Raw genomic sequence first — 21,269 nt, 5'->3', positions numbered from 1 at the left:
TTACAAATTATTACATATTCAAATTATACATCTTAAGGGTACGGCAAGGAATTTGTCAGAAAAACTGATTATTTCGTCGCCGTTGTAAAGTATGATGCCACGCATAATTCGCAAGGTTAGTGCTTCGGATAAATCTTTCAGTCCTACAAAATGTTGACTTTGAATAGTTTCTGTACTTTTACACTCTAAACCACAAAATATATCACCTTTATGTAGAAGAAAATCAACTTCTTTTCCTAAATGTGTACGATAAAACGTTTGTTCTATTCCCGTAGTTAAAGTTAATAACTTCCTTAATTCTGCCCATAACCATGTTTCAAATATTGCTCCGTAATAAGGACTTTTTGGTAATAGATCAGGAGTTGTTATGCCATGTAAATATGATGCATAACCTGAATCATTCATATAAATTTTGGAAGTTTTAATTAATCTTTTACGGGTATTACTGAACCAAGGTGTTAACTGATTTACCTGAAAAGTTGTTTCTAAAATCTCTAAATATTTTGATATTGTTCTCTGGTCTAATCCTATTTCGTTACCTAAATTCTTTTGATTTAATAAATTACTGCTTTGTAACCCAATCAGACGAAAAAGCTTAGCAAAAGAAACGACATCCAAAAATTTATTTATATTTCGTACATCTCGTTCAATATAAGCTGATTGATAAGAAGAAAACCAACGTTCACGAAATCTTTCTTGCTTTTTTAGTGCGATTTCTGGAAATCCACCATAAAAAATATATTCATTGAGAAATTGAGTATTTATTTCCGGTTTATGTTTTAGCTCTTCAGTCCATTTATCCTTTAATTCATGGATAGTGCTGCCGGAAAAAATATCTGATATAAAAGAAGAAGGATTATTTTGATTTAAAATTTCTCCTAAACTTAACCCCTCAAGATGTATTACATCAATGCGTCCCGCTAGACTTTCAGATATTCCGGGGTAAGAAAAAATATTAGCTGATCCGGTTAAAAGAAAACGCCCTGGTTTCTTATCTTCATCTATTGATTTTTTTATAGCTTTTAAAAGATCGGGAGCTCTTTGAATTTCATCAATAGCAAGAGGATAACTTGCGTTTTTTATAAATCCGTGAGGGTCTGCTGTTGCTGCTTCTAATTGCGAAATATCATCTAAAGTGATATAGGATTTAAAAATTCCCTCATCACACAACTGCTTTACTAATGTAGACTTACCAACTTGCCTAGCTCCAATGATAAGAACGGCAGAAAAATCGTTTAAAGATTGTTTTACAAATGATGTTATATGTCTATTTATCATGTTGTAAATTATAACATGTCAATGCTATTATTTGCAATAATTATTTTTTATAACCCTTAACCAAGCATCCCAGTCACATTTGCCTAAATCTTCTTCAAATGATAATAAATCTTTTACAGTTTGTTTACATATTTCTTCGGATGGTATTATAAGATCTTGTTTATTAGCTGAATTTAGTGAACATTGTGTTTTGCAAGCTTGCTCTAAATGATAAGCATAAAACATAGCTTCATGTATTGTTTTCCCGCAAGTAATAGCACCATGGTTACGAAGTAACATCACATAATTTTGTTTGAGGTCATTAACTAACCTATCACTTTGCTTTTCAGAGTCTAATATCAAAGAATTATATTCATGATAAGAAATTCTGTTGTAAAAATGTAACGCCCATTGGCTGATCGGCAGTAATCCGCATTTTAAAGCAGAGACTGCAATACTTGCCGGAGTATGGTAATGGAAAATAGCTGAAATATCAGGACGTGTTTGATAAATACTTCCATGAATAAAGTAGCCAGTCTTATTATATTGATATTCCTCTCCCTCTAGAATTCTGCCATCTAAACTAACTTTTAGAAGATTATGTTCTGTTACTTCTTCAAATCTAAGCCCGAAAGGGTAAATATAATAAAAATCAGCATCTTTAGGTCTTGCAGATAGATGAGTATAAGTATGATCATCCATCGATAAATATGCCATTATTTTATAGGCAGCTGCTAAGTTGTATTTTACGTTAGTCATGAGTCAAGATAGTTTTAAATTATTAGTATTTTTTATTATTTCTTGGATCTAGTTAGCAAGCAACTAGATGACACAGAGGATATTTATAAAAAAGGTACATATATATTTTCTCTTTTTATATCTATAACTGCTCCTTTAGGAGTTTGTAAACATTCTCGTAAATATTTTTTGTTTAAATATGGTGCTAAATTATAATTCAATATATAGCATTGTAGATTATCTTTTTTATTACTAAAATTAAATACGATTTCATTTCCTTGCTCTAACGATTTTTTAATATTTATTGCTTGCTCTATGAAATTCTTTTGTTCTAAACTTAAGTGCTTGATTCTTAGGATATTTTTTATTACTGAAAATGAAAAAACAGCAAATAATAGCATAAGAACACATAATTCTTTTCTACTCTGCTTTTCATTTAAGAAAATACTACTTTTTACATATGCAGCAGCAACCATGCCCATACCTAGAACGTAACAACCAAGATATCGAAGTAACGAGGCTCCTCTAATTGCTTCTTCATAGCTAAAAGTAAAGAAATATAGATATAGTCGCCATAAAGCAAAAATTATACCGCAAATAAATGTGGCTATTAGAAAAAATTTATATTCTGCTAACAGTTTCGGTTTATATTTACGAATTCCATACCAAGCAATAAAACAAATAGTATATACAACTAAACTTCCTTCTTTTACTAAAAATTTTAAAAGAAATTTACCATAATTGAGCAATAATAATTTATGCTGTTCAAAATTTTCTACAATATATATTAAATTACTAAAACTATGCTCTTTTCTATCTAAGAAATCGTGAGTATTCCTAAAATAATCCATTAAGATAAAATTGCATAATATTGGTAGAGTTAATAAAATTACATAGGTAATATAATCATGTGATGTTTTAGGTTTTTTATCAAAAAATGTATAATGTAATATAAGAATTATCGAAGCAAAACTTGCTAGCCACGCTCCAATTTCTCTAAATAAAGGAAGTAATATAGCAATAGGTATAATCAGCTTTAAAGCTTTTTTCTTATCTTCTTCAAGTATATAAATCCCAAGAGTAGCCCCAAACATTAGCCCTATAGTACTATCATTATATATAGAGCGAAGTCCTGTCGTATATAATACTACTGCACAAAGTATGGCAGAAAATAGTAAACCGGTTTGCCAAATTTTCTTATTGGAGGCTAAAGGAGCTAAGAACATTAAATGTAGTAAGAAATGAGCAAATAGCACATTTCCGTCCGAGTAACCTGAAAGCATTAACATAAAGTAATGATAAACAGCGGCACCTCTTGGATAATGTGCATGCGTAGAAATAATAGAGGTAAACGAGGTTTGGTTTTCAAAAACTCCTGAATATAATAGTTCTTTAGTAAATATTCCCCAATGAGAGAAATCATCATAAGCATGCAGTGATGCTTCTCTGGTATAGAGAAAAAAAGCAAAGATTACTAAAGTAAAAAAGAGAGATTCATAAGAAAATCTATGCCGATTTTTCAAATAAAACGAGTATACTAATAATATACCGATGAAGTAAAGCAAATAGGTAGCAGCCATTAACAGATTTAGTATAGCACAGCAATATAGAATCGTAACTAATATGCTAATTGTTATAGGTATCGCATGGTTTAATTTTACTTTGAAATATTTTGAGAAAAAGCATGAAAAGCCAAGAAAACTTAATATTGGTATAATAATCATTTTATTTCTAGCATTAATTGTAATTTAGATGTCATATAATAAAGATCAAAAGTTTAAATGTAAACTTTTCTATTGTTTTTAGCGTGCAATTGACTATATTTAATAGACATTAGTAATTTATTTTAATAAAGAATAATTATTTATATGGCAACAACAGATACCTCCAAGCGTAGTGATAAATTACGGAAAAGCTTAGAAAAAACTTTGTCCTCTTCTAACGCTGGTAAATTAATTAATAGTGCAATTAAAGATTTGTCCTCTTCAAATGGGTTAAGTTTTAAAACAATCTTACTTGGAGCAAAATTTGCTTTAACTAATCCTGTAAATACTTATAACCTTGTTAAACTTGCAAGATCTTCTGATACGTATCTTGATCCAGAATTTCAAAAATCACTTCTCGAGGAAAAGCCAATATGGGAGTTTTTAAAAAAGAATGCCAGTAATTTACCTAAAATAGGGCAAATACTTGCTAAAGCTGGATTTAAAGAATTTCAAGAAGGTAATTTTTTAGATCAGAAAGGCTTGGATATATTAAAAGAAAGTTTTAAAAATGACAAGGTGCTTGATCAGCTTAAAGAAGTTGCAATTGAAGTAAAGAAAGAAGAACCTGATTGGACCAAAGTAGCTTCTAACACCTTAGATATGCTTACTAAAGATAAAAACTTCGAAAAGTTTTTTAATGAAAAAGGAAAAGATATTGCAAGCTATATAAAAATCGGGGCAACTGAAATATTACCAAGCGATTATGTCAAAAGTTTTGATGATATATTACAAAAACCGGAAAGTAAGCAAAGCTATGCAGAAGTGCAAAAAATCTTTGATAAAAATCCTGCTTTAAAGCAAGAAGTTGCTGAAAATATACATAGCTTCACTTCTTTAAAGGAATTTAATAAGCTAAGCCCTGAAAAACAGACAGTACTAAATAGCTTTGTAGCAGATGCTAGACAGCAAGCTAAACCTGAATTAAAAGAGTATTTTGAGAGTTATAGAATTGACCCCGAAGTTTTAAGTACTCTACCTAGCTTGCTAAACCAAATCCCCAAAATGAAAGAAGTGTTTGATACTCTTAATGATCCAAAGCAAGGAGTAATGATAGCTATTGAAAAAACTTTAGAAATGACTAAAGACAATAAAGAATTAAGAGATTTTTTTGCCAATAATAAAGAATTTTTACCAAATGCAGCTTTAGGCATTATTGAAAATAATCCTGATTTGCAAAAAATGACCAAAGACTATAATTTTGATAAGCAAATGCTTAATATAGTCGGCGAAATGATGTCAAAGCCTGAAATGGCACATGATATTATGTTAGATGTAAATAAAGGCGATTATATGAGCGTGACAAATAGTTTAATCTCAGCTCTTAATGATCCATCGTTTAAGTTAAAAGATACGTTAGTGCAACAAAGTAAAGATGGCTTATTTGATAACTTATTTAAAGGTATAGTTGATGTAGATGCAAAAGGTAGCGGTGATATTAAAAAACAGCTTGAAAATTATGGTCTACAAACAGAAGATGTTATAAAGCTTAGCAAAGTGATGCCTTTATTGCTTGATAAGCCTGAGTCATTACAAAAAGTTTTTGGTAGTTTTATTAAAGGTGACTATACGGGAATTGCAAAAGAGCTATTTACTTTAACGAAAGACAATCCTGAAATTCAGCAATATTTAAATGATAATAAAGGAATATTCGCAAAAGTAGGAGTTAAGGTAGGGTTAGACTATGTAACTCAAGCAGTAACAAATATGTTTAGTGGTGTAACACAACCGGTAGAAGATAAAATTACAGACAAAAATATTCTTATTGATCAAGCAGTTGATAAAATATTTTTACAAGCCAAATCAGAAAGTAAGCAAAACTTGCCTAATAAAAAAGAATTTGCTAACGAAGTAAAAACATTATGTAAAGAAAATCCAGAACTTGAAAATTATATTGTAGAAAAATTAAGTTCAAAACCTATTAGTAGTGTAGGCGATGTTTCTACTCCTAAAACAAATCAATACAAACATGCTTCAGATTATACAAATTCTCCTTTGCAAGTTCTAAATTCTTTATATGAAAATTTAGTAAATAAACAAGATATAAAGGCAGGACTATTAGCAAATATGCTAAGTGAACAAGTTTCACAAAAGCTATTTGATAAAGGAGATAATAGGGGAGAAGATTTTCATATGATTAATCAGACCTTAAAACAAGTAATTTCTGAGCATATTAAAGAAAATCCAAACATTGTAGATCATTTTTCAAAACCTAAAAATCAAGAAAAGCTAATAAACAATATTGCAAATACTTTAAACGCTAAATCTAAATATACGTGGGCTGGTCTTGCTACTGGTGGGATTTATCTCCCAAAAGAGATTTTCAATAACGAATTAAAAGATAATTTAAAAGCTGAATTTAAAAATAATTTTCATTCAAATACTTTAGCTGAAGCAAAGAATATGACTTCAAATTTAAGTGAACAAATAGTTATAAACACTAGTCATAAATTAAGTCCTCCCTCCAATACTCCTATTCTACATAATAAAAATACGCAAGAAAAACAAAGATAATAATATCTATATAATACTTGACTAATATACTAGGATATTTTATTGTAATGCCAATATTTATTGGTAAATAATCCTATGATGCTAACGACAAAAGGTAGGTATGCCGTAATGGCGATATTAGAGATGGCTTCAAATGTAGGCGATGAGCCTATAACTTTGAATGAAATTTCTTTAAAACAAAATATATCACTTAATTATTTAGAGCAAATATTTTCTAAACTTAAAAAAGCCAATTTAGTTAAGGCTATTAGAGGACCAAACGGAGGATATATTTTAATAGGAAAATTAGAAGAAATAAAAATTTCTAATATTATGGATGCCGTAAATGAGAATTTCATAATGACCGGCTGTTATAAAAAGTCGATAAAAAATTGTGCATCGAATACAATTAAATGTAATTCGCATAAATTATGGAAAGGGCTTGGTAAGCATATCAGAGATTATTTTGAAAATATTTCAGTTAAAGATGCTTTAAACCTGAATTTAAATATATGATATATTTAGATCATAACTCTACTACTCCTATTGTACCAAAGGTTAAGGAATATGTAATAAGCTTGATGGATAAGGAGTTTAACGCTTCATCAATACACAGATCAGGAGTATTTGCTAGAAATATTGTAGAAGAGGCACGTTTTCAATTAGCTACAGCACTCGGTATCTCGCTATTTTCTAGGGAATATGATATTACTTTTACTTCTTCAGGAACTGAAAGTAATAATTTAATAATGAAAAATTTTTATGATGGTGATATTTTCATTTCTGCTATTGAACATTTATCGATCTATAACCATATAAAGCATGCTCCGAATATTAAAATTATTAGAGTTGATAAGCAAGGGGTAGTTGATCTTGAACATTTGGAGAAGCTATTAGCCCAAAGTACAGTTTCTAAAAAACTAGTATCTGTAATGATGGCTAATAATGAAAGCGGAGTGCTACAAGATTTAGCTAAAATAAGTGAGATAGCTAAAAAATATGATGCAAGATTTCATAGCGATTTAGTACAAAGTTTTGGTAAAATACCAACAAATATCAAAGAGTTAGGGTTAGATTTTGCTACAATTTCAGGGCATAAAATAGGAGGTGGGCAGGGAGGAGCTGCTTTGATCTCTACTTCTCGCTTTCCGCTTACTCCAATAATTATAGGAGGTGGACAGGAAAAGTCAGTACGTTCAGGCACTGAAAATGTTTTAGCAATTGCAGGATTCGGCTTAGCAGCTGAATTAATGAAAGAAAATATCGTAGAGAATCATGTAAAACTCCAAAGCTTACAAGAAGCTTTGGAGAAAAAATTAAAGAAATACCAAAGCATAAATATTATTAGTGAGGGTGTAAAGAGATTACCTAATACTACCTTGTTTACTGTATCCGGTACAGACGCTCAGACAAAACTGATCGGTTTTGATTTGCGTTATATTTGTGTTAGTTCTGGCTCTGCTTGCTCATCAGGTAAAATATCTAAATCGCATGTGCTAACTAATATGGGGCTAGATGAAGAAGAAGTAAAATCATCTATTAGGGTATCGTTTGGGCATAATAACACAATTGATGATATAAAGGCATTTATGAGGGCTTTTAAAGAAGTGTATAATGTCATTCCCGCATAGGCGGGAAGGTATTGTTGCGTGGATCGAAAAACGCCCTCGGTGTCATACCGTGGCTTGGGAACTAGATCCAGAAAATAATAAAAATACTAATTTTATTAGTATTTTTAACTGGATCCCGTGAATAAATCACGGGATGACAGGTGGGAGAATGATCCACGCAACAATGCCGCCACGGTATGACACAAAAATAAAAAAAATTTTTAATACTCACAATTATATGAACACACAATTAAACAATTTAATCCTCCCAATATATATGGATTATCAGGCAACGACGCCGTTAGATCCACGTGTGATGGAAGCGATGCTGCCATATTTTACTACCAAGTTTGGCAATCCTCATTCACATAGTCATTCTTTTGGTTGGGAAGCTGAAAACGCTGTAGAAGAGGCAAGAGGTGATATTGCAAAACTAATAGGGGCTGAAGCTAAGGAAATAATCTTTACCTCCGGTGCAACTGAGTCTAATAACCTTGCTATAAAAGGCATAGCAAAATTTTATGGCAATAAAAAGAACCATATTATTACAGTAGTTAGTGAACATAAATGTGTCCTTGATGCTTGCAGGCATTTAGAGCAGGAAGGGGTAAAAGTCACCTACTTACCAATCAAACCTAACGGAATAATCGATTTAGAGGTTTTAAAAAATGCTATAACCGATCAGACTATGCTTGTATCAGTTATGGCGGTGAATAACGAAATAGGTGTGATTCAGCCCTTAAAGGAAATTGGAAAAATTTGTCGTGAGAAAGGTGTTTTCTTTCATTCTGATAGTGCTCAAGGGTTTGGTAAAGTTCCAATTGATGTTAATGAGTGCAATATTGACCTTGCAAGTATCTCAGGGCATAAAATTTATGGTCCAAAAGGTATAGGTGCTTTGTATGTTAGAAAAAAACCTCGTGTGCGTATCACTCCGCTAATAAATGGTGGTGGTCAAGAGCGTGGTATGCGTTCTGGTACGCTGCCAACACCCTTAATAGTAGGGCTTGGCACGGCTGCTAATATCGCTTATAATGAGATGGAAAAAGATACCAAGCATGTAAATCACTTATTTGATAAGTTTTTAGATGCTATAAACAGTCAAATTTCGGAAGTTTACCTAAATGGTGATAAAGATCAAAGGTATAAAGGCAATTTAAATTTAAGCTTTGCAGGTGTTGAAGGAGAATCAATTATCCTTGCCATTAAAGATTTAGCGGTTTCTTCTGGTTCGGCTTGTACTTCAGCCTCGCTTGAACCATCATATGTATTGCGTTCTATGGGAGTTGATGAGGAACTTGCTCATACTTCGATTAGATTTGGCATAGGTAGGTTTACTACTGAGCAGGAAATAGATTATGCAGTAAAGTTAATATGCTCAAAAATCAATAAGCTACGGGATTTAAGCCCGCTTTGGGAAATGATGCAAGAGGGGATTGATCTAAAGAAAATTAAATGGGCTACGCACTAATGCTCTTTTGCTTTTAAGAATTGCTCTTTCATTTTATCAGGGATTCGTGTGCTCACGTACTACTTGTACGCTCCGCTCACTCACCCATCAAAATAAAATTCAATTCTCAAAATCATGCGAGCATCTACACAAAAATAGAATCATGAATTAAGGAATAACAATGGCTTATAGCAAAAAAGTAATAGATCATTATGAGAATCCCCGTAATGTGGGGTCGCTTGATAAAGAGAAGAAAAACGTTGGTACGGGACTCGTTGGTGCACCTGCTTGCGGTGACGTTATGAAGCTACAAATCGAAGTTGATGATAATGGGATTATTACGGACGCAAAATTTAAAACATTCGGTTGTGGTTCGGCTATTGCCTCAAGTTCTTTAGTAACAGAATGGGTAAAAGGTAGATCAATAGACGATGCTGAAGAGATTAAAAACACTGAAATAGCAAAAGAATTATCATTGCCGCCGGTAAAACTTCATTGTTCACTCCTTGCTGAAGATGCTATAAAAGCAGCTATAGCTGATTACAAGCTTAAAAAAGAAAATAAAAAAGACTCTTAACATATGAAGAAAAGCGTTATTTCATTAACTGACTCGGCTGCAAAACAAGTGCAGTTGCTGATAGAAAAACGTAATAAACCTACATATGGAATTAGGGTGGGGGTTAAGTCAGGCGGTTGTGCCGGTCAAACTTATTATGTTGAATATGCCGATAATAAAAACCAATTTGATGAAGTAGTCGAAGAAAAAGGCGTACGAATTCTAATCGATCCAAAAGCATTAATGTATATATTAGGCTCTGAAATGGATTATGTAGAAACGAAATTCAAATCCCAATTCACTTTCACCAATCCTAACGAAAAAGCTAATTGCGGCTGTGGTAAGTCTTTTAGCGTATAATCCCACTTGATTAATTACCCACTATGTATTATCATATAAGTTATAATATAAAATATTAATCTATATGACACAAGCATGTGTATTAAAACCTGATGCGAAAGGAAGAATAACACTTGGTAAACTAGCTAAAGGAGTGAGTAGTTTCCATGTTATGATTAATAGTAAAAAAGGACAAATTATTTTAGAGCCTTATACAGAAATTCCTTTAAAAGAAAGTTGGCTATTTAATAATAAAAAAGCTTTAGAGCAACTAAATAATGGTATTAAAGAGTCAGCTAAGGGGCAAGTAAAATACATAGAAGACTTCTATACTCGATGAACTTGAAAAATTGGCTACGTCGCCTTTGTAAGTCCTCAGATGCTCACGTATTAAGTATACGCTCCGCTCTTCGGCTTACAGTCTCCTTGCTCTTTTCCAAGTTGATCTTCGTCTATGTTTCTTTCAAATCCACGTCATCCTAGTTTAAATACTCATAAATATAAGTCTATTAAAGGAAATAACGGAGAAGAAATATTTGAAGCTTATGCTGAAAATAATACTCCAGCGGCTTATAGGATTTTTTGGCACTATGGACCTAAAAAAGATAATATTACCATTTTAACAATTACAGCACATCCATAACTATAGTAATTCCCTAAAAAAAACAATTGCGTTGCAGCAAATCCTTTAGCGTCTAGCATCTCAAGCTATATTATTTTTAGTTTCAAAAATTTCTTTATTTTCTATTAAAAAATTAGTAAGCTTCTAAAATTGTTCAAAATATAACCCTTTTGATACTATGTTTTACGGCTTTTAATAAATTAATTTAGGAGTAACTAATGAAAACAAAAATTGAAAAATTACAAAAATTACCAGTACCAAAACATATCGGTATCATGGAGGAAAATTATTTATCACTAGAATTTATAATTTTACAGACATTCAACCCACAAAAATTCTTTGTTGAAAATTTGGATAGCAATTTTGCCATAGAAAAATCTAATAATGCGTTCAACGAGATTGCTTTATTAAATGAAGAAATGCCTGCGATGGGTGAAGTTCCTAAATTACTTACTGTGGAGCAAATCTAAAAATAATATATATAATACTATCGGCTTTTAGCCGATAGTAACCTAGCTATTTTTACGTAGCAAATCATTTTAGCGTGTAATAGTTTTACGTAAAACCAACACTGCAATAGTTAGTATTATAAGTAGGAAAGTAAAGAAGCTAAATGTTACCCATAACGACTTAAAGTTTTGCCACAGTAACATACTGAAGAAAGGTGTGCTTGAGGATAATATAATACCGCCAAGTGAGTGGGATAAGCTATAAAGCCTCATTCTAATAGCTGTTTTAAATAAAGATTGGACGATAATTTGCAGCGGAACAGCATAAAATGCGGCAAGCCCAATTAGTATAATAGGACATATAACAGTAAATATTTGCTGATATAGTAAAGTTTGCATAGTAAAAGCTGTTACAAGACTAAGTAGCAGGGCAAATATAATTTGTTTTAAGGGATTTATTTTATCAGCAAGCATTCCTGCGAAAATAGCCGCTATCCCGTAAGTAATAATTAGGCTTATGTTCATAAACTCAGTTTCTATAGGGTTTATAAAAGCTATTTTTGCTAAAAATACTCCTAAGAAATATACTAAAAAATGGTATATACCGCCGATTGTACCGTTTATTAATAGTGCCAAAATAAAAGACTTTTTAGAGTTTTTTAGAGATTGAAAGATAGGAATATTATCAGATTGTTTATTTTTGTTATATAAAAACTCTCTACTTTCCTCAAAATAGCTTCTCATCAAAATCGCAAATAATCCAAATGTAGCACCGATCAGAAAATTAATTCGCCATAAATAATAAATATTAAGGTTAGTCGCACAATAATAAGCCATAGCAGCAAGTAATGCTCCTATTTGAGTGCAGCTTGCAACTACTCCTAGCCCTAAATTTTTTCGATTATTTTTTGTTTTTTCTGCCACATAAACCTTTATGCCGTCAACTTCACCAGCTAAACTTGCAAGAAAAATCATCCGGCAAAATGTAAGCATAATTGTAGCAAGAATACCTATTTTATCAAAGGAAGGGGTAACAGCGATTAGCAAGGTAGAGATACTGCTAATAAACATCGATATTTTGATGGATTTAGTGCGTCCATATCTATCCCCTATATAGCCGAAAATTATAGAGCCTAAAGGACGGATCACAACAGCCGCACTAAGTAATGCAAAAAAGCCAAGTAGCTGTGTTTCATGCGTACTTCTCGGTAAAAAATTTTGTGCTAAAATGTGAGCTGATAAGCCGAATAACGCATAATCGTAGTAACGAATTATAGATACAAAAAACGCAATCAAAAAAGCTGAACTAGGCATAGTAGTGTTTTTATGGTTTTGTTTGTGTGGGTCAATAACGTCATTGTGAGGAGCGTAGCTTTGATGCAATCTCAGGATATTTTCATAAGATTGTTGCGTCGATTCTACGAATATCCTCGCAATGACGACTATTGACCCGTGCAATAACCTTTTTCCTATAGACAGTGCATAGTATCATATGATACTATCATATCATGAATAACAAACCACCTTTTCAAATAACTAATAAAATCTTGGAATTATTACAAGATATTTCTTATGAGCTAGGTATTTTAGTAGGCAGTAAGCTTTACCATGCACCTATAAAGCTTAGAAAAAATAATCAAATCAAAACCCTTCAATCATCTTTAGCAATTGAGGGTAATACCTTAAGTATAGAGCAAGTCACTGATTTAATAAATGGTAAAAGAGTACTTGCACCTGAAAAAGATATTTTAGAAGTAAAGAATGCTATAGAGTTATATGATAATCTTGCAATATTTAATCCTTTTGAAATTGACTCATTGTTAAAGGCTCATAAAATATTAATGCAAGGATTAATAACAGATAATGGATATTGGCGTAAAGGGAATGCCGGAATATTTAAAGGTACTGAATTAGTGCATTTTGCTCCACCTCCTAGTCGTATACCTATATTAATGCAGGATTTATTTGAGTTCACAACGCAAGATAGTAATACTTCTTTAATAATCAAAGCTTGTATATTTCATTATGAGTTTGAATTTATTCATCCTTTTTCTGATGGTAACGGGCGGATAGGAAGATTATGGCAACAACTATTATTAATGCAAAATAATAGAATTTTTGAATATATTTCAGTTGAAAGTTTAATAAGAAATAATCAAAGTAAGTATTATAGTGTTTTAAGTAAGTGTGATAAGCTTGGAGAGTCTACCTTATTTATTGAGTTCATGCTTGATCAAATCCTTGCAGCATTAAAATTATATAGTAATAATATAATATATGAGGCTAATTCACCACTATCAAGAATCGAGTTTACTAAGACTGCTCTAACAAATAAATGGTTTACTAGAAAAGATTATATTGCAGTGCATAAAAATATTTCCACAGCCACAGCAAGTAGAGATTTAGCATATGGTTTAGAGCAGGGAATTTTGATGAGTAAGGGAGAAAAGAATCAAACTTACTATAAATTTAAGGAAGTATTGTGATGTGGTTTGGTTTTTATCGTCATTGCGAGGAGATGCAACGCATCGACGCAGCAATCTCATAAAACAGTACGATATTCCTAAGATTGCCACGCTCCTTGCAGTCGCTCGCAATGACGTTTTCAAGCTACACAATAAAATTCAAACAGGGATTAATATGAAAAAATTTATGAAATACTTATTTTTTGCTTTCCTATATATAGCAGTAACGATAATAGTTGCCTATATGGTTTTGGCTCAGACGATTCCAGATGATGGGCAGTGTCATATGGTAGATAGACCGCTTGTTATTCATTATATTTTAGCTGCTGTTATTACTGCTTTACCAACGTTAGTTTTAATATATAGTAAGAAAAAAAAGAAAAAATAATATGATTGGTAAATTAAGCGGTAGAGTCGACTCAAGCTATGATGATTACGTTATAATCGATGTAAGCGGAGTAGGGTATAGGGTTTTTGCTTCCGCTAAAACTTTAAGCAAACTTTCAGAGGGGGAATCCTATAAACTATTTATTGAAACCCATGTTAGAGAAGATCATATTAATTTATACGGCTTTTTGAGTTTAGAAGAAAAGAGCTTTTTTAACTTGCTGCAATCTGTAAACGGTATAGGAACAAGGATGGCTTTGTCTATTTTGTCAACCCTTACGCCTACTGATATACAAATTGCCATAAATAATGAAGATAAGAATATTTTTAAAGCGATCTCAGGAGTAGGAGCTAAACTAGCCGAGCGTATAGTACGAGAATTAAGCGATAAAGTGGCAAAAATATCAAGCTCCTCTGCTGCTATTAAAGACAGTTTAAACATTAAAGGCATCACACCAGTAGCGAGCAGCGAAGTAATAAAAGCCTTAATAAATATGGGCTTTTCAAGGTTTGAAGCACAAAACGCTGTACAAGAAATTATCACCAAAAATCCAGAAATCTCCATCGATGAACTAATCAGAACCGCACTAAAGAATCGTAATTCTAACTTTTAGTTGATAAAGCATAATTAACTTAGTATTTATTATAAAAAATATTATTAAAGTTAATTTAATTTATGTTAAGTTTAAAAGAATTTTTACAAAATATAAAAGCTGATAAAGCACTAAAATATTTGGAAAAAAATCCTGATACTTTGAATATAAAGGATACTGATCTTCTAACAAATCAGATAACACATTTAATTAATATACTGAAAAGTGATAGAGTTATAAAGAAGCTAGTATATAATTTAAGTTTTATGAATGAGCAAAATATTGTACCACTTGCCGGCTTCCTTAAAGATCAAGCATGCCCTGTTGTCAGTGTCGGTTTTGTTAACCATAATTTATTACGATTTGGTCAAAAAGAGCTAAATATAATTTCAAAAGAAGTGTCAGAAATTTTTAAAATAAACATTTTTTTTAAAGAAATTATATTATGTGATATTCATTTAGGTGATGATAAATTATCTACATTAATTGATGGTTTTAATAAAAACTTGAGCTTAGAAAGTTTAAAAATTATTTGTGTAAATATAAAACTAGCAACAAAAGAGATTATTGATAAATTTAATAATTATATCAGTAACTCTAATCTTAAAGAATTAAATATTTCAAGAAATCCTATAGCATCAGAAAATATAGTAAAAATACTTAAGGTTATAAAAGAAAAAAGCACTATTAAGTATTTTAGATATAGGTGGTATGTTTTTAAATAATAGTAGTATAGATGCTATTTGTTCTTCATTTGGTACTAGGATTAGTGAATTTATTTTTTCTTTAAATCCGATTACTGATGCATCAAAAGAAAAATTATTAGTTTCTGTAAAAAATAATAAAACTCTTATTAATTGTAAAATTTGGGGATATAGAGAAGGTTCTTTGTCTGTAGATGAAAAGGATATATTGCAGGAAAAAATTAACCAGATTACTAATAAAAATAAAAAAATATTAGAAGAAGTCATACAGTTTCTAAAAGATTTTTATGAAACACCAGAGATTTTGCATAAGAGTACGATTCATAATCACTTAAAGTTATATAAAAAATTAAATTTAGACTATTTAAAAGTTAAGTTAGAAGAATTAAATACAGTAAATATTGAACCTATAATTCAAAACGCAGAAAAATATACTAACGAGTATTTTTTTGACATGGTTGGAGTTGCCAAGCAAACGGATTTTGGTAATTTACCTAAAGAGCCTATAGGTCATATAGCATCATACTTAGAATTCTCTGATATTTTATAAATTAAGATATAGCAAAAAATTGTTTTTCCGCTATTATTTAGTTATTATGTATAATTTAATTATGTGATGACAAGCATATTATCCCCTGAAAAAAGTCAAAATGATCAAGAATTGCCGCTAAGACCGTCATATTTGCAAGAATTTGTTGGACAGCAACAGATTAAGGAAAACCTTTCTGTATTTATTAGGGCAGCTAAATCTCGTGGCGAACATCTTGATCATACTTTATTTTATGGTCCACCTGGGCTTGGTAAGACTACACTTGCCAAGATTATTTCTAATGAGATAGGTGGTAATTTCAAATCTACCTCCGGTCCTGCCATACTTAAAGCAGCAGATTTAGCCGCTATTCTCACCAATCTTGAAAAAAATGATGTATTATTTATTGATGAGATTCATCGTTTAAATACTTCGGTTGAAGAGGTTTTATATCCGGCTATGGAAGATTTTGAGCTTGATATAATTATCGGTGAAGGTCCTGCTGCAAGATCGGTAAAAATAAACTTGCCGCAATTTACGCTTATAGGTGCTACTACCCGTCTTGGGTTACTTAGTAATCCGTTACGTGATAGGTTTGGTATTCCTATGCGTTTGAATTTCTATAATACCGAAGAGCTGAAAAAGGTTTTAAACAGAGCAAGTAAATTGCTTGATATTGATTTGACTGATTCAGGTTCAGAAGAAATAGCAAGAAGAAGTAGAGGAACGCCAAGAATTGCCTTAAGATTGCTACGCCGTATAAGAGATTTTGCAGCGGTTAATAATCAATTAGAAATAGATAAAGAAATAGCTAATTTTGGTTTAAACCGCTTGGAGGTTGATATTATTGGGCTTGATAGCAACGATTATCGTTATCTCAAATTTATAGCAGATAATTATAATGGTGGACCTGTCGGGATTGAGACAATTGCCGCCGCTCTTTCCGAGCAGCGTGATGCACTTGAGGAAACCATAGAGCCTTATCTAATACAGATAGGTTTACTACAAAGAACACCACGGGGCAGGGTGATAACAGCTACCGCTTTTGAGCATTTAAAAATTCCACTGCCAACTAGTCCTACTCACCAATTTAATATTTTTAACGACAATGAATAATAATTTAGATAATGACTACCAAGCTTTTTATATAATTAAAAGGTTGATAAAAAATCATATTAAACCTTATGCAACTAAGATATATGTAGCAATATTTTGTATGGCTGTCGCAGCAATTTGTACGGCAATTATAGTACATGCGGTTAGACCTATTATTGATAAGATTTTTTTAACGCATGATAGAAGAATGCTTGTTATAATGCCGATAGTGCTTATCGTAACTTTCTTTGTCAAAGGAATTTCGGAATATTATCAGAATTATCTAATAAAATTTGTCGGGCAGAGAGTATTAAACGATTTGCAGATAAAAATGTATGAGCATTTGTTATTTGCCGATATTTCTTTTATTCAAAAGCAATCTTCAGGACGTCTTATATCCCGCTTTACTAACGACATTTCTTTAATGCGTGGTGCTGTTTCTAATTTACTCGTCGGATGTGCTAAACATTTTCTAACTGTAGTATGTTTAATAATAACGATGTTTAATTTAGAACCGCTATTATCTTGTGTGGTTTTCCTTGTTTTTCCGCTTGCTGTTTATCCGGTACAAAAGATGGGTAGAAGGATAAGAAGAATATTTGCACGATCACAAGAAGAGCTCGGGCATTATACCTCTAAGCTTGATGAAGCCTTTCAATCAATTAAAATTATTAAATCTTTTGTCGGTGAAAAAATAGAAAGTAAAAGAGCAGTATTAATTATTAATAATATTTTAGAATATTACAAAAAAACATCTAAATTAGATGCGTTAGTTTCACCGATTATGGAGGGGTTAAGCGGTATTGCAGTTGGTGGTATGGTATGGTATGGGGGTACCTTAGTACTTGATGGAAAAACTACCCCAGGTGCATTATTTGCTTTTTTAGCTTCTTTTGCTGCAGCTTATAGACCATTTAAAAGTTTAGTATCGTTGAATATTAATCTACAAGAGGGGATTGCAGCAGCTAAAAGGGTATTTAGTATTTTGGATACCGAACCTTTAATTAAAGATCATAGTAATTCTAAGGAAATCGATTTATCTGATGCACAAATTACTTTTGAGAAATTAGCTTTAAGTTTTGAAAGTAAGTTAGCTATAAAACATATAGATTTAAAGTTAAAACCTAATAAGATGATTGCCTTTGTCGGGCGTTCTGGTAGTGGTAAAACTTCACTCAGCAATTTGTTAGCACGTTTTTATGATCCCACAGAAGGAAGAATTTTAATTAATACTTATGATATTAAAGATATTAAGCTTACTTCTCTACGCAGCCAAATTGCTTTAGTTACACAAGATACACATTTATTTGATACTAGCGTTGCCGAGAATATAGCATATAGTCAACCTAATGCTACACAGGAAGAAATAATTAAGGCAGCACAATATGCTGATGCACATGAGTTTATCATGCAGTTGCCAAATGGTTATGATACACAAATAGGTGTGCAAGGGACAACTCTTTCAGGGGGTCAGCGTCAACGTTTATCGATTGCCAGAGCTTTCTTAAAAGATGCACCTATTCTAATTTGGGATGAAGCAACAAGCAGCTTAGATCAATCTTCTGAGCAGAAAATTCTAGAATCTCTAAAGAAGTTACGCAAAGGAAAAACTACTTTAATTATTACCCATCGCTTAAGTAGTATTACTGACCTTGATAATATAATTGTGATGAAAAATGGTGCGGTTTGTGAACAAGGAAATCACAAGCAGCTGCTTGATAATAAGGGTGAATATTATGCTTTGTATAATAAAGAGCTGAGGGAAACGCTTGACTAAAAGAATAAGTAGTTTATAAATATTAATTTTTATTAACTATTTTAATGTCAACTTGTGTCTTATCAAGTTGTGATGACATACAATCAGAAAAATTAACATGCTTATCACTAGAATATTTAAAGACTATCGCTTATTCGAAATATTAATCTTAGGAATAGTTAGTGGGATGCCATTAGCTATAATTTTTACTACTATTTCGGTTTGGTTAAAAGAGTCAGGTGTAGATATCGCAGTTATCACTACTTTTGGAATAGCGAAATTATCTTATTCCTTAAAAGTATTTTGGTCTCCTCTAATTGATAATTTTAAAGTGCCTTTTTTAAGCAGATGGGGACATAGAAAAGGCTGGCTTATATTATGCAGCAGTTTGATGGCTTTAGTATTGATAGCTATGGGAAGAGAAAATCCTGCTGCTTCTTTAACTGCTTTATATTTTCTAACCATAGCTTTGGGGTTTTTATCAAGCACATTTGACATTGCTGTTGATGCTCTTCGTATCGATAAGTTTGAAGAAGAAACCCAAGGCATAGCTAGTGCAACAGCGGTATTTGGTTATAGAATCGGTATGCTGATTACAGGTGGCTGGGCTTTATATTTTGCTGAAATAACTAACGATAACTGGCAATTAACTTTCTTTGTTATAGGTATAATATTTGCCGTCTCTACTATTTTTATAATAACAGTAAAGGAAAAAGAATTAGTAAGAGAGAAGATAAAATTTACTTCTATCGCTTCTTGGATTCATACAGTAATTAGTCCTTTTAAAGATTTTTTTAAAAGAGAATTTGCTATAACTATTTTGTTTGCTGTAATATTTTTTAAACTTGGTGATTCGATGCTTTTATCTATTGCATCGCCTTTTTATATAGAACTTGGTTATACTAAATCAGAAATAGCAGTAATTGTTAAGCTATATGGTCTGATTGCAACCTTAGTTGGTGGCTTTGTCGGTGGTATAGTGATGTATAGGTTTAATAATTTTAAAGGCTTAATTATTACCGGCATTCTCCAAAGCATAACACATTTTGCGTTTATTTGGCTCAATGGTCAACCTCCTTCTTTTGGAGCTTTATTAATTACTATTACTATAGAAAATTTTGCTGCCGCTATGGGTACTACTGCTTTAGTTGGATATATAAGCTATTTATGTAATAAAAAATACTCAGCAACGCAATATGCACTTTTTACCGCTGCGAGCAGTTTATGTAACAATACTGTCACTATTTATGCTGGTAAACTTGTAAATATGCTAGGCTGGAATGGCTTTTTCATCTTTACTATCATTTTAGCCTTGCCTGCTTTATTTATATTAATGTATCTTAATAAAAAGGTTAACGTGTAGTATAGAACATTTTTTAATCTATGCAATAATGCTGCCACGGGATGACACAGTTATGACGTATAGCACTATAATTTCATCTTGACCAAACTCGAATAATATTTTATCTATATTAAGATGTTTAGAAAAATTTTATTGCCTTACATTTTTGTTATCATTTCTTTACTTACCCAAGTAAGTGAAGCAAAAAAGGCTGTAAAAAATTCTTCTAAAGTTCCTATTCCCGTTCAAACCAGCTTAGTAATTGATGCAAAAACCGGTAAAGTTTTGCACGCTCATAATTCTCAAATCCGAATTTATCCCGCCTCTTTAACTAAGTTAATGACTTTATATGTGATGTTTGAGTTAATTGAATTAGGTAAATTATCTTTAGATAAAAAGCTTCTTGTATCGGCAAAAGCAGCAAAAATGCCTCCCTGTAAAATTGGTTTAAGGGCTGGGGATACTATAACAACTAGAGAAGCAATCAATATGCTAATTGTTAAATCAGCAAATGATGCTGCTGTTACGGTTGCTGAAAATATTAGACTTTCTGAAAAAGACTTTGCTCACTTAATGAATATTAAAGCCAAGCAGCTTGGAATGAAAAATACTTATTTTAAAAATGCTTCAGGTTGGCATGACCCATTACAGCAAACTACAGCACGAGATATGGCTAAGCTTACTTTAGCGATTAAACAAAAATTCCCTAAATATTATCCGTTATTTTCTAAAACTAGTTTTGTGTTTCGTGGTAATGTAATAAATGGTCATAATAAGATTACTAAAAATTATGCAGGAGCTGAAGGTATGAAAACAGGTTTTCATACTCCAGCAGGATATAATTTAGTTACTACTGCCTCAAGAAACGGTAAATCATTAATCGCAGTTGTTACAGGTGGTAGAAGTGCTGGATCTCGTGATCAGAAAATGATCGGGTTATTAGATCAGCACTTTAACGTAGCATCTGCCAAACCTAAAGTCACACTTGCTTCTAACAATAAAGTAAAAGCAAAACCTAAGCCAAAAATAGTGATAAAAAAAGGAGTCATGCGTAGTTAGTCTTCAAAATCGTCATTGCAAGAAAATTACGTATAAAAGCCATCCATGAAAATTTTTTATTT

The 21,269-nt window shown here is 31.7% G+C and carries 22 protein-coding genes; 18 read left to right on the top strand and 4 right to left on the bottom strand.

Translation table 11 applies throughout. The features are described 5' to 3' along the window. Positions 1–18: 18 nt before the first annotated feature. The 3 genes from RBE_RS04930 to RBE_RS04920 all read right to left on the bottom strand — a co-directional run bounded on the left by RBE_RS04930 (position 19) and on the right by RBE_RS04920 (position 3,719). A complete protein-coding gene (locus RBE_RS04930; protein WP_011477615.1) occupies positions 19–1,278 on the bottom strand; it encodes an ATP-binding protein in 1,260 nt (419 codons plus the stop codon). A gap of 27 nt (positions 1,279–1,305) precedes the next feature. Then, positions 1,306–2,016 carry a class II aldolase/adducin family protein gene (locus tag RBE_RS04925; protein ID WP_011477614.1) on the bottom strand — a complete coding sequence of 237 codons (711 nt, stop codon included), beginning with the start codon at positions 2,014–2,016 and terminating at the stop codon, positions 1,306–1,308. Positions 2,017–2,099: 83 nt separating this feature from the next. Next, positions 2,100–3,719, bottom strand: a complete 1,620-nt coding sequence (locus RBE_RS04920) for a hypothetical protein (protein WP_011477613.1) — start codon at positions 3,717–3,719, stop codon at positions 2,100–2,102. 144 nt (positions 3,720–3,863) lie between these two features. Here RBE_RS04920 and RBE_RS04915 point away from each other — a divergent pair, with 144 nt between their 5' ends. The 9 genes from RBE_RS04915 to RBE_RS04875 all read left to right on the top strand — a co-directional run bounded on the left by RBE_RS04915 (position 3,864) and on the right by RBE_RS04875 (position 11,298). Next, positions 3,864–6,272 carry a hypothetical protein gene (locus tag RBE_RS04915; RefSeq protein ID WP_011477612.1) on the top strand — a complete coding sequence of 803 codons (2,409 nt, stop codon included), beginning with the start codon at positions 3,864–3,866 and terminating at the stop codon, positions 6,270–6,272. 75 nt (positions 6,273–6,347) lie between these two features. Beyond that, positions 6,348–6,767, top strand: coding sequence for an Rrf2 family transcriptional regulator (locus RBE_RS04910; RefSeq protein ID WP_011477611.1), 420 nt, complete (start codon positions 6,348–6,350; stop codon positions 6,765–6,767). Then, the gene (locus tag RBE_RS04905) at positions 6,764–7,882 is read left to right on the top strand and encodes a cysteine desulfurase family protein (protein WP_011477610.1); all 1,119 of its coding nucleotides are present in this window, start codon (positions 6,764–6,766) and stop codon (positions 7,880–7,882) included. Before RBE_RS04910 ends, RBE_RS04905 begins: the two co-directional genes overlap by 4 nt. 217 nt (positions 7,883–8,099) lie before the next feature. Further along, the gene (locus tag RBE_RS04900) at positions 8,100–9,332 is read left to right on the top strand and encodes an IscS subfamily cysteine desulfurase (protein WP_011477609.1); all 1,233 of its coding nucleotides are present in this window, start codon (positions 8,100–8,102) and stop codon (positions 9,330–9,332) included. A gap of 160 nt (positions 9,333–9,492) precedes the next feature. Further along, complete coding sequence (gene iscU / locus RBE_RS04895; protein ID WP_011477608.1) at positions 9,493–9,888, top strand: Fe-S cluster assembly scaffold IscU; 396 nt, start codon at positions 9,493–9,495, stop codon at positions 9,886–9,888. A gap of 3 nt (positions 9,889–9,891) precedes the next feature. Next, complete coding sequence (locus tag RBE_RS04890) at positions 9,892–10,227, top strand: iron-sulfur cluster assembly accessory protein (protein WP_011477607.1); 336 nt, start codon at positions 9,892–9,894, stop codon at positions 10,225–10,227. Between the two features lie 64 nt (positions 10,228–10,291). Beyond that, complete coding sequence (locus RBE_RS04885; protein WP_011477606.1) at positions 10,292–10,546, top strand: hypothetical protein; 255 nt, start codon at positions 10,292–10,294, stop codon at positions 10,544–10,546. A gap of 114 nt (positions 10,547–10,660) precedes the next feature. Beyond that, entirely contained in the window at positions 10,661–10,849 is a 189-nt protein-coding gene (locus RBE_RS04880; protein WP_011477604.1) for a hypothetical protein, read from the top strand. A gap of 197 nt (positions 10,850–11,046) precedes the next feature. Beyond that, complete coding sequence (locus tag RBE_RS04875) at positions 11,047–11,298, top strand: hypothetical protein (RefSeq protein ID WP_011477603.1); 252 nt, start codon at positions 11,047–11,049, stop codon at positions 11,296–11,298. Positions 11,299–11,367: 69 nt separating this feature from the next. On the opposite strand, the gene RBE_RS04870 is transcribed toward RBE_RS04875, so the two are convergent. Next, positions 11,368–12,591, bottom strand: a complete 1,224-nt coding sequence (locus RBE_RS04870; RefSeq protein ID WP_011477602.1) for an MFS transporter — start codon at positions 12,589–12,591, stop codon at positions 11,368–11,370. Positions 12,592–12,785: 194 nt separating this feature from the next. Here RBE_RS04870 and RBE_RS04865 point away from each other — a divergent pair, with 194 nt between their 5' ends. The 9 genes from RBE_RS04865 (at position 12,786) to RBE_RS04825 (ending at position 21,207) form a co-directional block, all read left to right on the top strand. Next, positions 12,786–13,763 carry a Fic family protein gene (locus RBE_RS04865; protein ID WP_011477601.1) on the top strand — a complete coding sequence of 326 codons (978 nt, stop codon included), beginning with the start codon at positions 12,786–12,788 and terminating at the stop codon, positions 13,761–13,763. Positions 13,764–13,917: 154 nt separating this feature from the next. After that, a complete protein-coding gene (locus RBE_RS04860; RefSeq protein ID WP_041804881.1) occupies positions 13,918–14,130 on the top strand; it encodes a hypothetical protein in 213 nt (70 codons plus the stop codon). 1 nt (position 14,131) lies between these two features. After that, positions 14,132–14,743 (top strand): Holliday junction branch migration protein RuvA, encoded by a 612-nt coding sequence (ruvA, locus tag RBE_RS04855; protein WP_011477599.1) that lies wholly within the window; start codon positions 14,132–14,134, stop codon positions 14,741–14,743. A gap of 62 nt (positions 14,744–14,805) precedes the next feature. Continuing rightward, positions 14,806–15,447 (top strand): hypothetical protein, encoded by a 642-nt coding sequence (locus RBE_RS04850; protein WP_011477598.1) that lies wholly within the window; start codon positions 14,806–14,808, stop codon positions 15,445–15,447. Continuing rightward, on the top strand, positions 15,434–15,976 hold the full coding sequence (locus RBE_RS07585; protein ID WP_011477597.1) for a hypothetical protein: 543 nt from the start codon (positions 15,434–15,436) through the stop codon (positions 15,974–15,976). The genes RBE_RS04850 and RBE_RS07585 overlap by 14 nt, the downstream gene beginning before the upstream one ends. Before the next feature lie 66 nt (positions 15,977–16,042). After that, a complete protein-coding gene (gene ruvB / locus RBE_RS04840) occupies positions 16,043–17,071 on the top strand; it encodes a Holliday junction branch migration DNA helicase RuvB (RefSeq protein ID WP_011477596.1) in 1,029 nt (342 codons plus the stop codon). Continuing rightward, positions 17,064–18,827: an ABC transporter ATP-binding protein gene (locus RBE_RS04835; protein ID WP_011477595.1), complete on the top strand. Its 1,764-nt coding sequence runs from the start codon at positions 17,064–17,066 to the stop codon at positions 18,825–18,827. The genes ruvB and RBE_RS04835 overlap by 8 nt, the downstream gene beginning before the upstream one ends. Before the next feature lie 97 nt (positions 18,828–18,924). Further along, a complete protein-coding gene (locus RBE_RS04830; RefSeq protein WP_011477594.1) occupies positions 18,925–20,169 on the top strand; it encodes an AmpG family muropeptide MFS transporter in 1,245 nt (414 codons plus the stop codon). 114 nt (positions 20,170–20,283) lie between these two features. Then, complete coding sequence (locus RBE_RS04825; protein WP_011477593.1) at positions 20,284–21,207, top strand: D-alanyl-D-alanine carboxypeptidase family protein; 924 nt, start codon at positions 20,284–20,286, stop codon at positions 21,205–21,207. The last annotated feature ends 62 nt before the right edge of the window (positions 21,208–21,269 follow it).

Origin of the sequence: Rickettsia bellii RML369-C (assembly GCF_000012385.1) — a bacterium.
GTDB lineage: Bacteria > Pseudomonadota > Alphaproteobacteria > Rickettsiales > Rickettsiaceae > Rickettsia > Rickettsia bellii.
This window is presented reverse-complemented; position numbering and strand designations above follow the sequence as displayed.

Bases quoted from the DNA above. Each gene is read 5' to 3' on its own strand.
- RBE_RS04905 (WP_011477610.1), top strand. From the start codon at position 6,764: ATGATATATTTAGATCATAACTCTACTACTCCTATTGTACCAAAGGTT.
- RBE_RS04830 (WP_011477594.1), top strand. From the start codon at position 18,925: ATGCTTATCACTAGAATATTTAAAGACTATCGCTTATTCGAAATATTA.
- RBE_RS04875 (WP_011477603.1), top strand. From the start codon at position 11,047: ATGAAAACAAAAATTGAAAAATTACAAAAATTACCAGTACCAAAACAT.
- ruvB (WP_011477596.1), top strand. From the start codon at position 16,043: ATGACAAGCATATTATCCCCTGAAAAAAGTCAAAATGATCAAGAATTG.
- ruvA (WP_011477599.1), top strand. From the start codon at position 14,132: ATGATTGGTAAATTAAGCGGTAGAGTCGACTCAAGCTATGATGATTAC.
- RBE_RS04915 (WP_011477612.1), top strand. From the start codon at position 3,864: ATGGCAACAACAGATACCTCCAAGCGTAGTGATAAATTACGGAAAAGC.
- RBE_RS04900 (WP_011477609.1), top strand. From the start codon at position 8,100: ATGAACACACAATTAAACAATTTAATCCTCCCAATATATATGGATTAT.
- RBE_RS04835 (WP_011477595.1), top strand. From the start codon at position 17,064: ATGAATAATAATTTAGATAATGACTACCAAGCTTTTTATATAATTAAA.
- RBE_RS04920 (WP_011477613.1), bottom strand. From the start codon at position 3,719: ATGATTATTATACCAATATTAAGTTTTCTTGGCTTTTCATGCTTTTTC.
- RBE_RS04880 (WP_011477604.1), top strand. From the start codon at position 10,661: ATGTTTCTTTCAAATCCACGTCATCCTAGTTTAAATACTCATAAATAT.
- RBE_RS04870 (WP_011477602.1), bottom strand. From the start codon at position 12,591: ATGCCTAGTTCAGCTTTTTTGATTGCGTTTTTTGTATCTATAATTCGT.
- RBE_RS04930 (WP_011477615.1), bottom strand. From the start codon at position 1,278: ATGATAAATAGACATATAACATCATTTGTAAAACAATCTTTAAACGAT.
- RBE_RS04890 (WP_011477607.1), top strand. From the start codon at position 9,892: ATGAAGAAAAGCGTTATTTCATTAACTGACTCGGCTGCAAAACAAGTG.
- RBE_RS04925 (WP_011477614.1), bottom strand. From the start codon at position 2,016: ATGACTAACGTAAAATACAACTTAGCAGCTGCCTATAAAATAATGGCA.
- RBE_RS04850 (WP_011477598.1), top strand. From the start codon at position 14,806: ATGTTAAGTTTAAAAGAATTTTTACAAAATATAAAAGCTGATAAAGCA.
- RBE_RS04885 (WP_011477606.1), top strand. From the start codon at position 10,292: ATGACACAAGCATGTGTATTAAAACCTGATGCGAAAGGAAGAATAACA.
- iscU (WP_011477608.1), top strand. From the start codon at position 9,493: ATGGCTTATAGCAAAAAAGTAATAGATCATTATGAGAATCCCCGTAAT.
- RBE_RS04860 (WP_041804881.1), top strand. From the start codon at position 13,918: ATGAAAAAATTTATGAAATACTTATTTTTTGCTTTCCTATATATAGCA.
- RBE_RS07585 (WP_011477597.1), top strand. From the start codon at position 15,434: ATGTTTTTAAATAATAGTAGTATAGATGCTATTTGTTCTTCATTTGGT.
- RBE_RS04865 (WP_011477601.1), top strand. From the start codon at position 12,786: ATGAATAACAAACCACCTTTTCAAATAACTAATAAAATCTTGGAATTA.
- RBE_RS04910 (WP_011477611.1), top strand. From the start codon at position 6,348: ATGATGCTAACGACAAAAGGTAGGTATGCCGTAATGGCGATATTAGAG.
- RBE_RS04825 (WP_011477593.1), top strand. From the start codon at position 20,284: ATGTTTAGAAAAATTTTATTGCCTTACATTTTTGTTATCATTTCTTTA.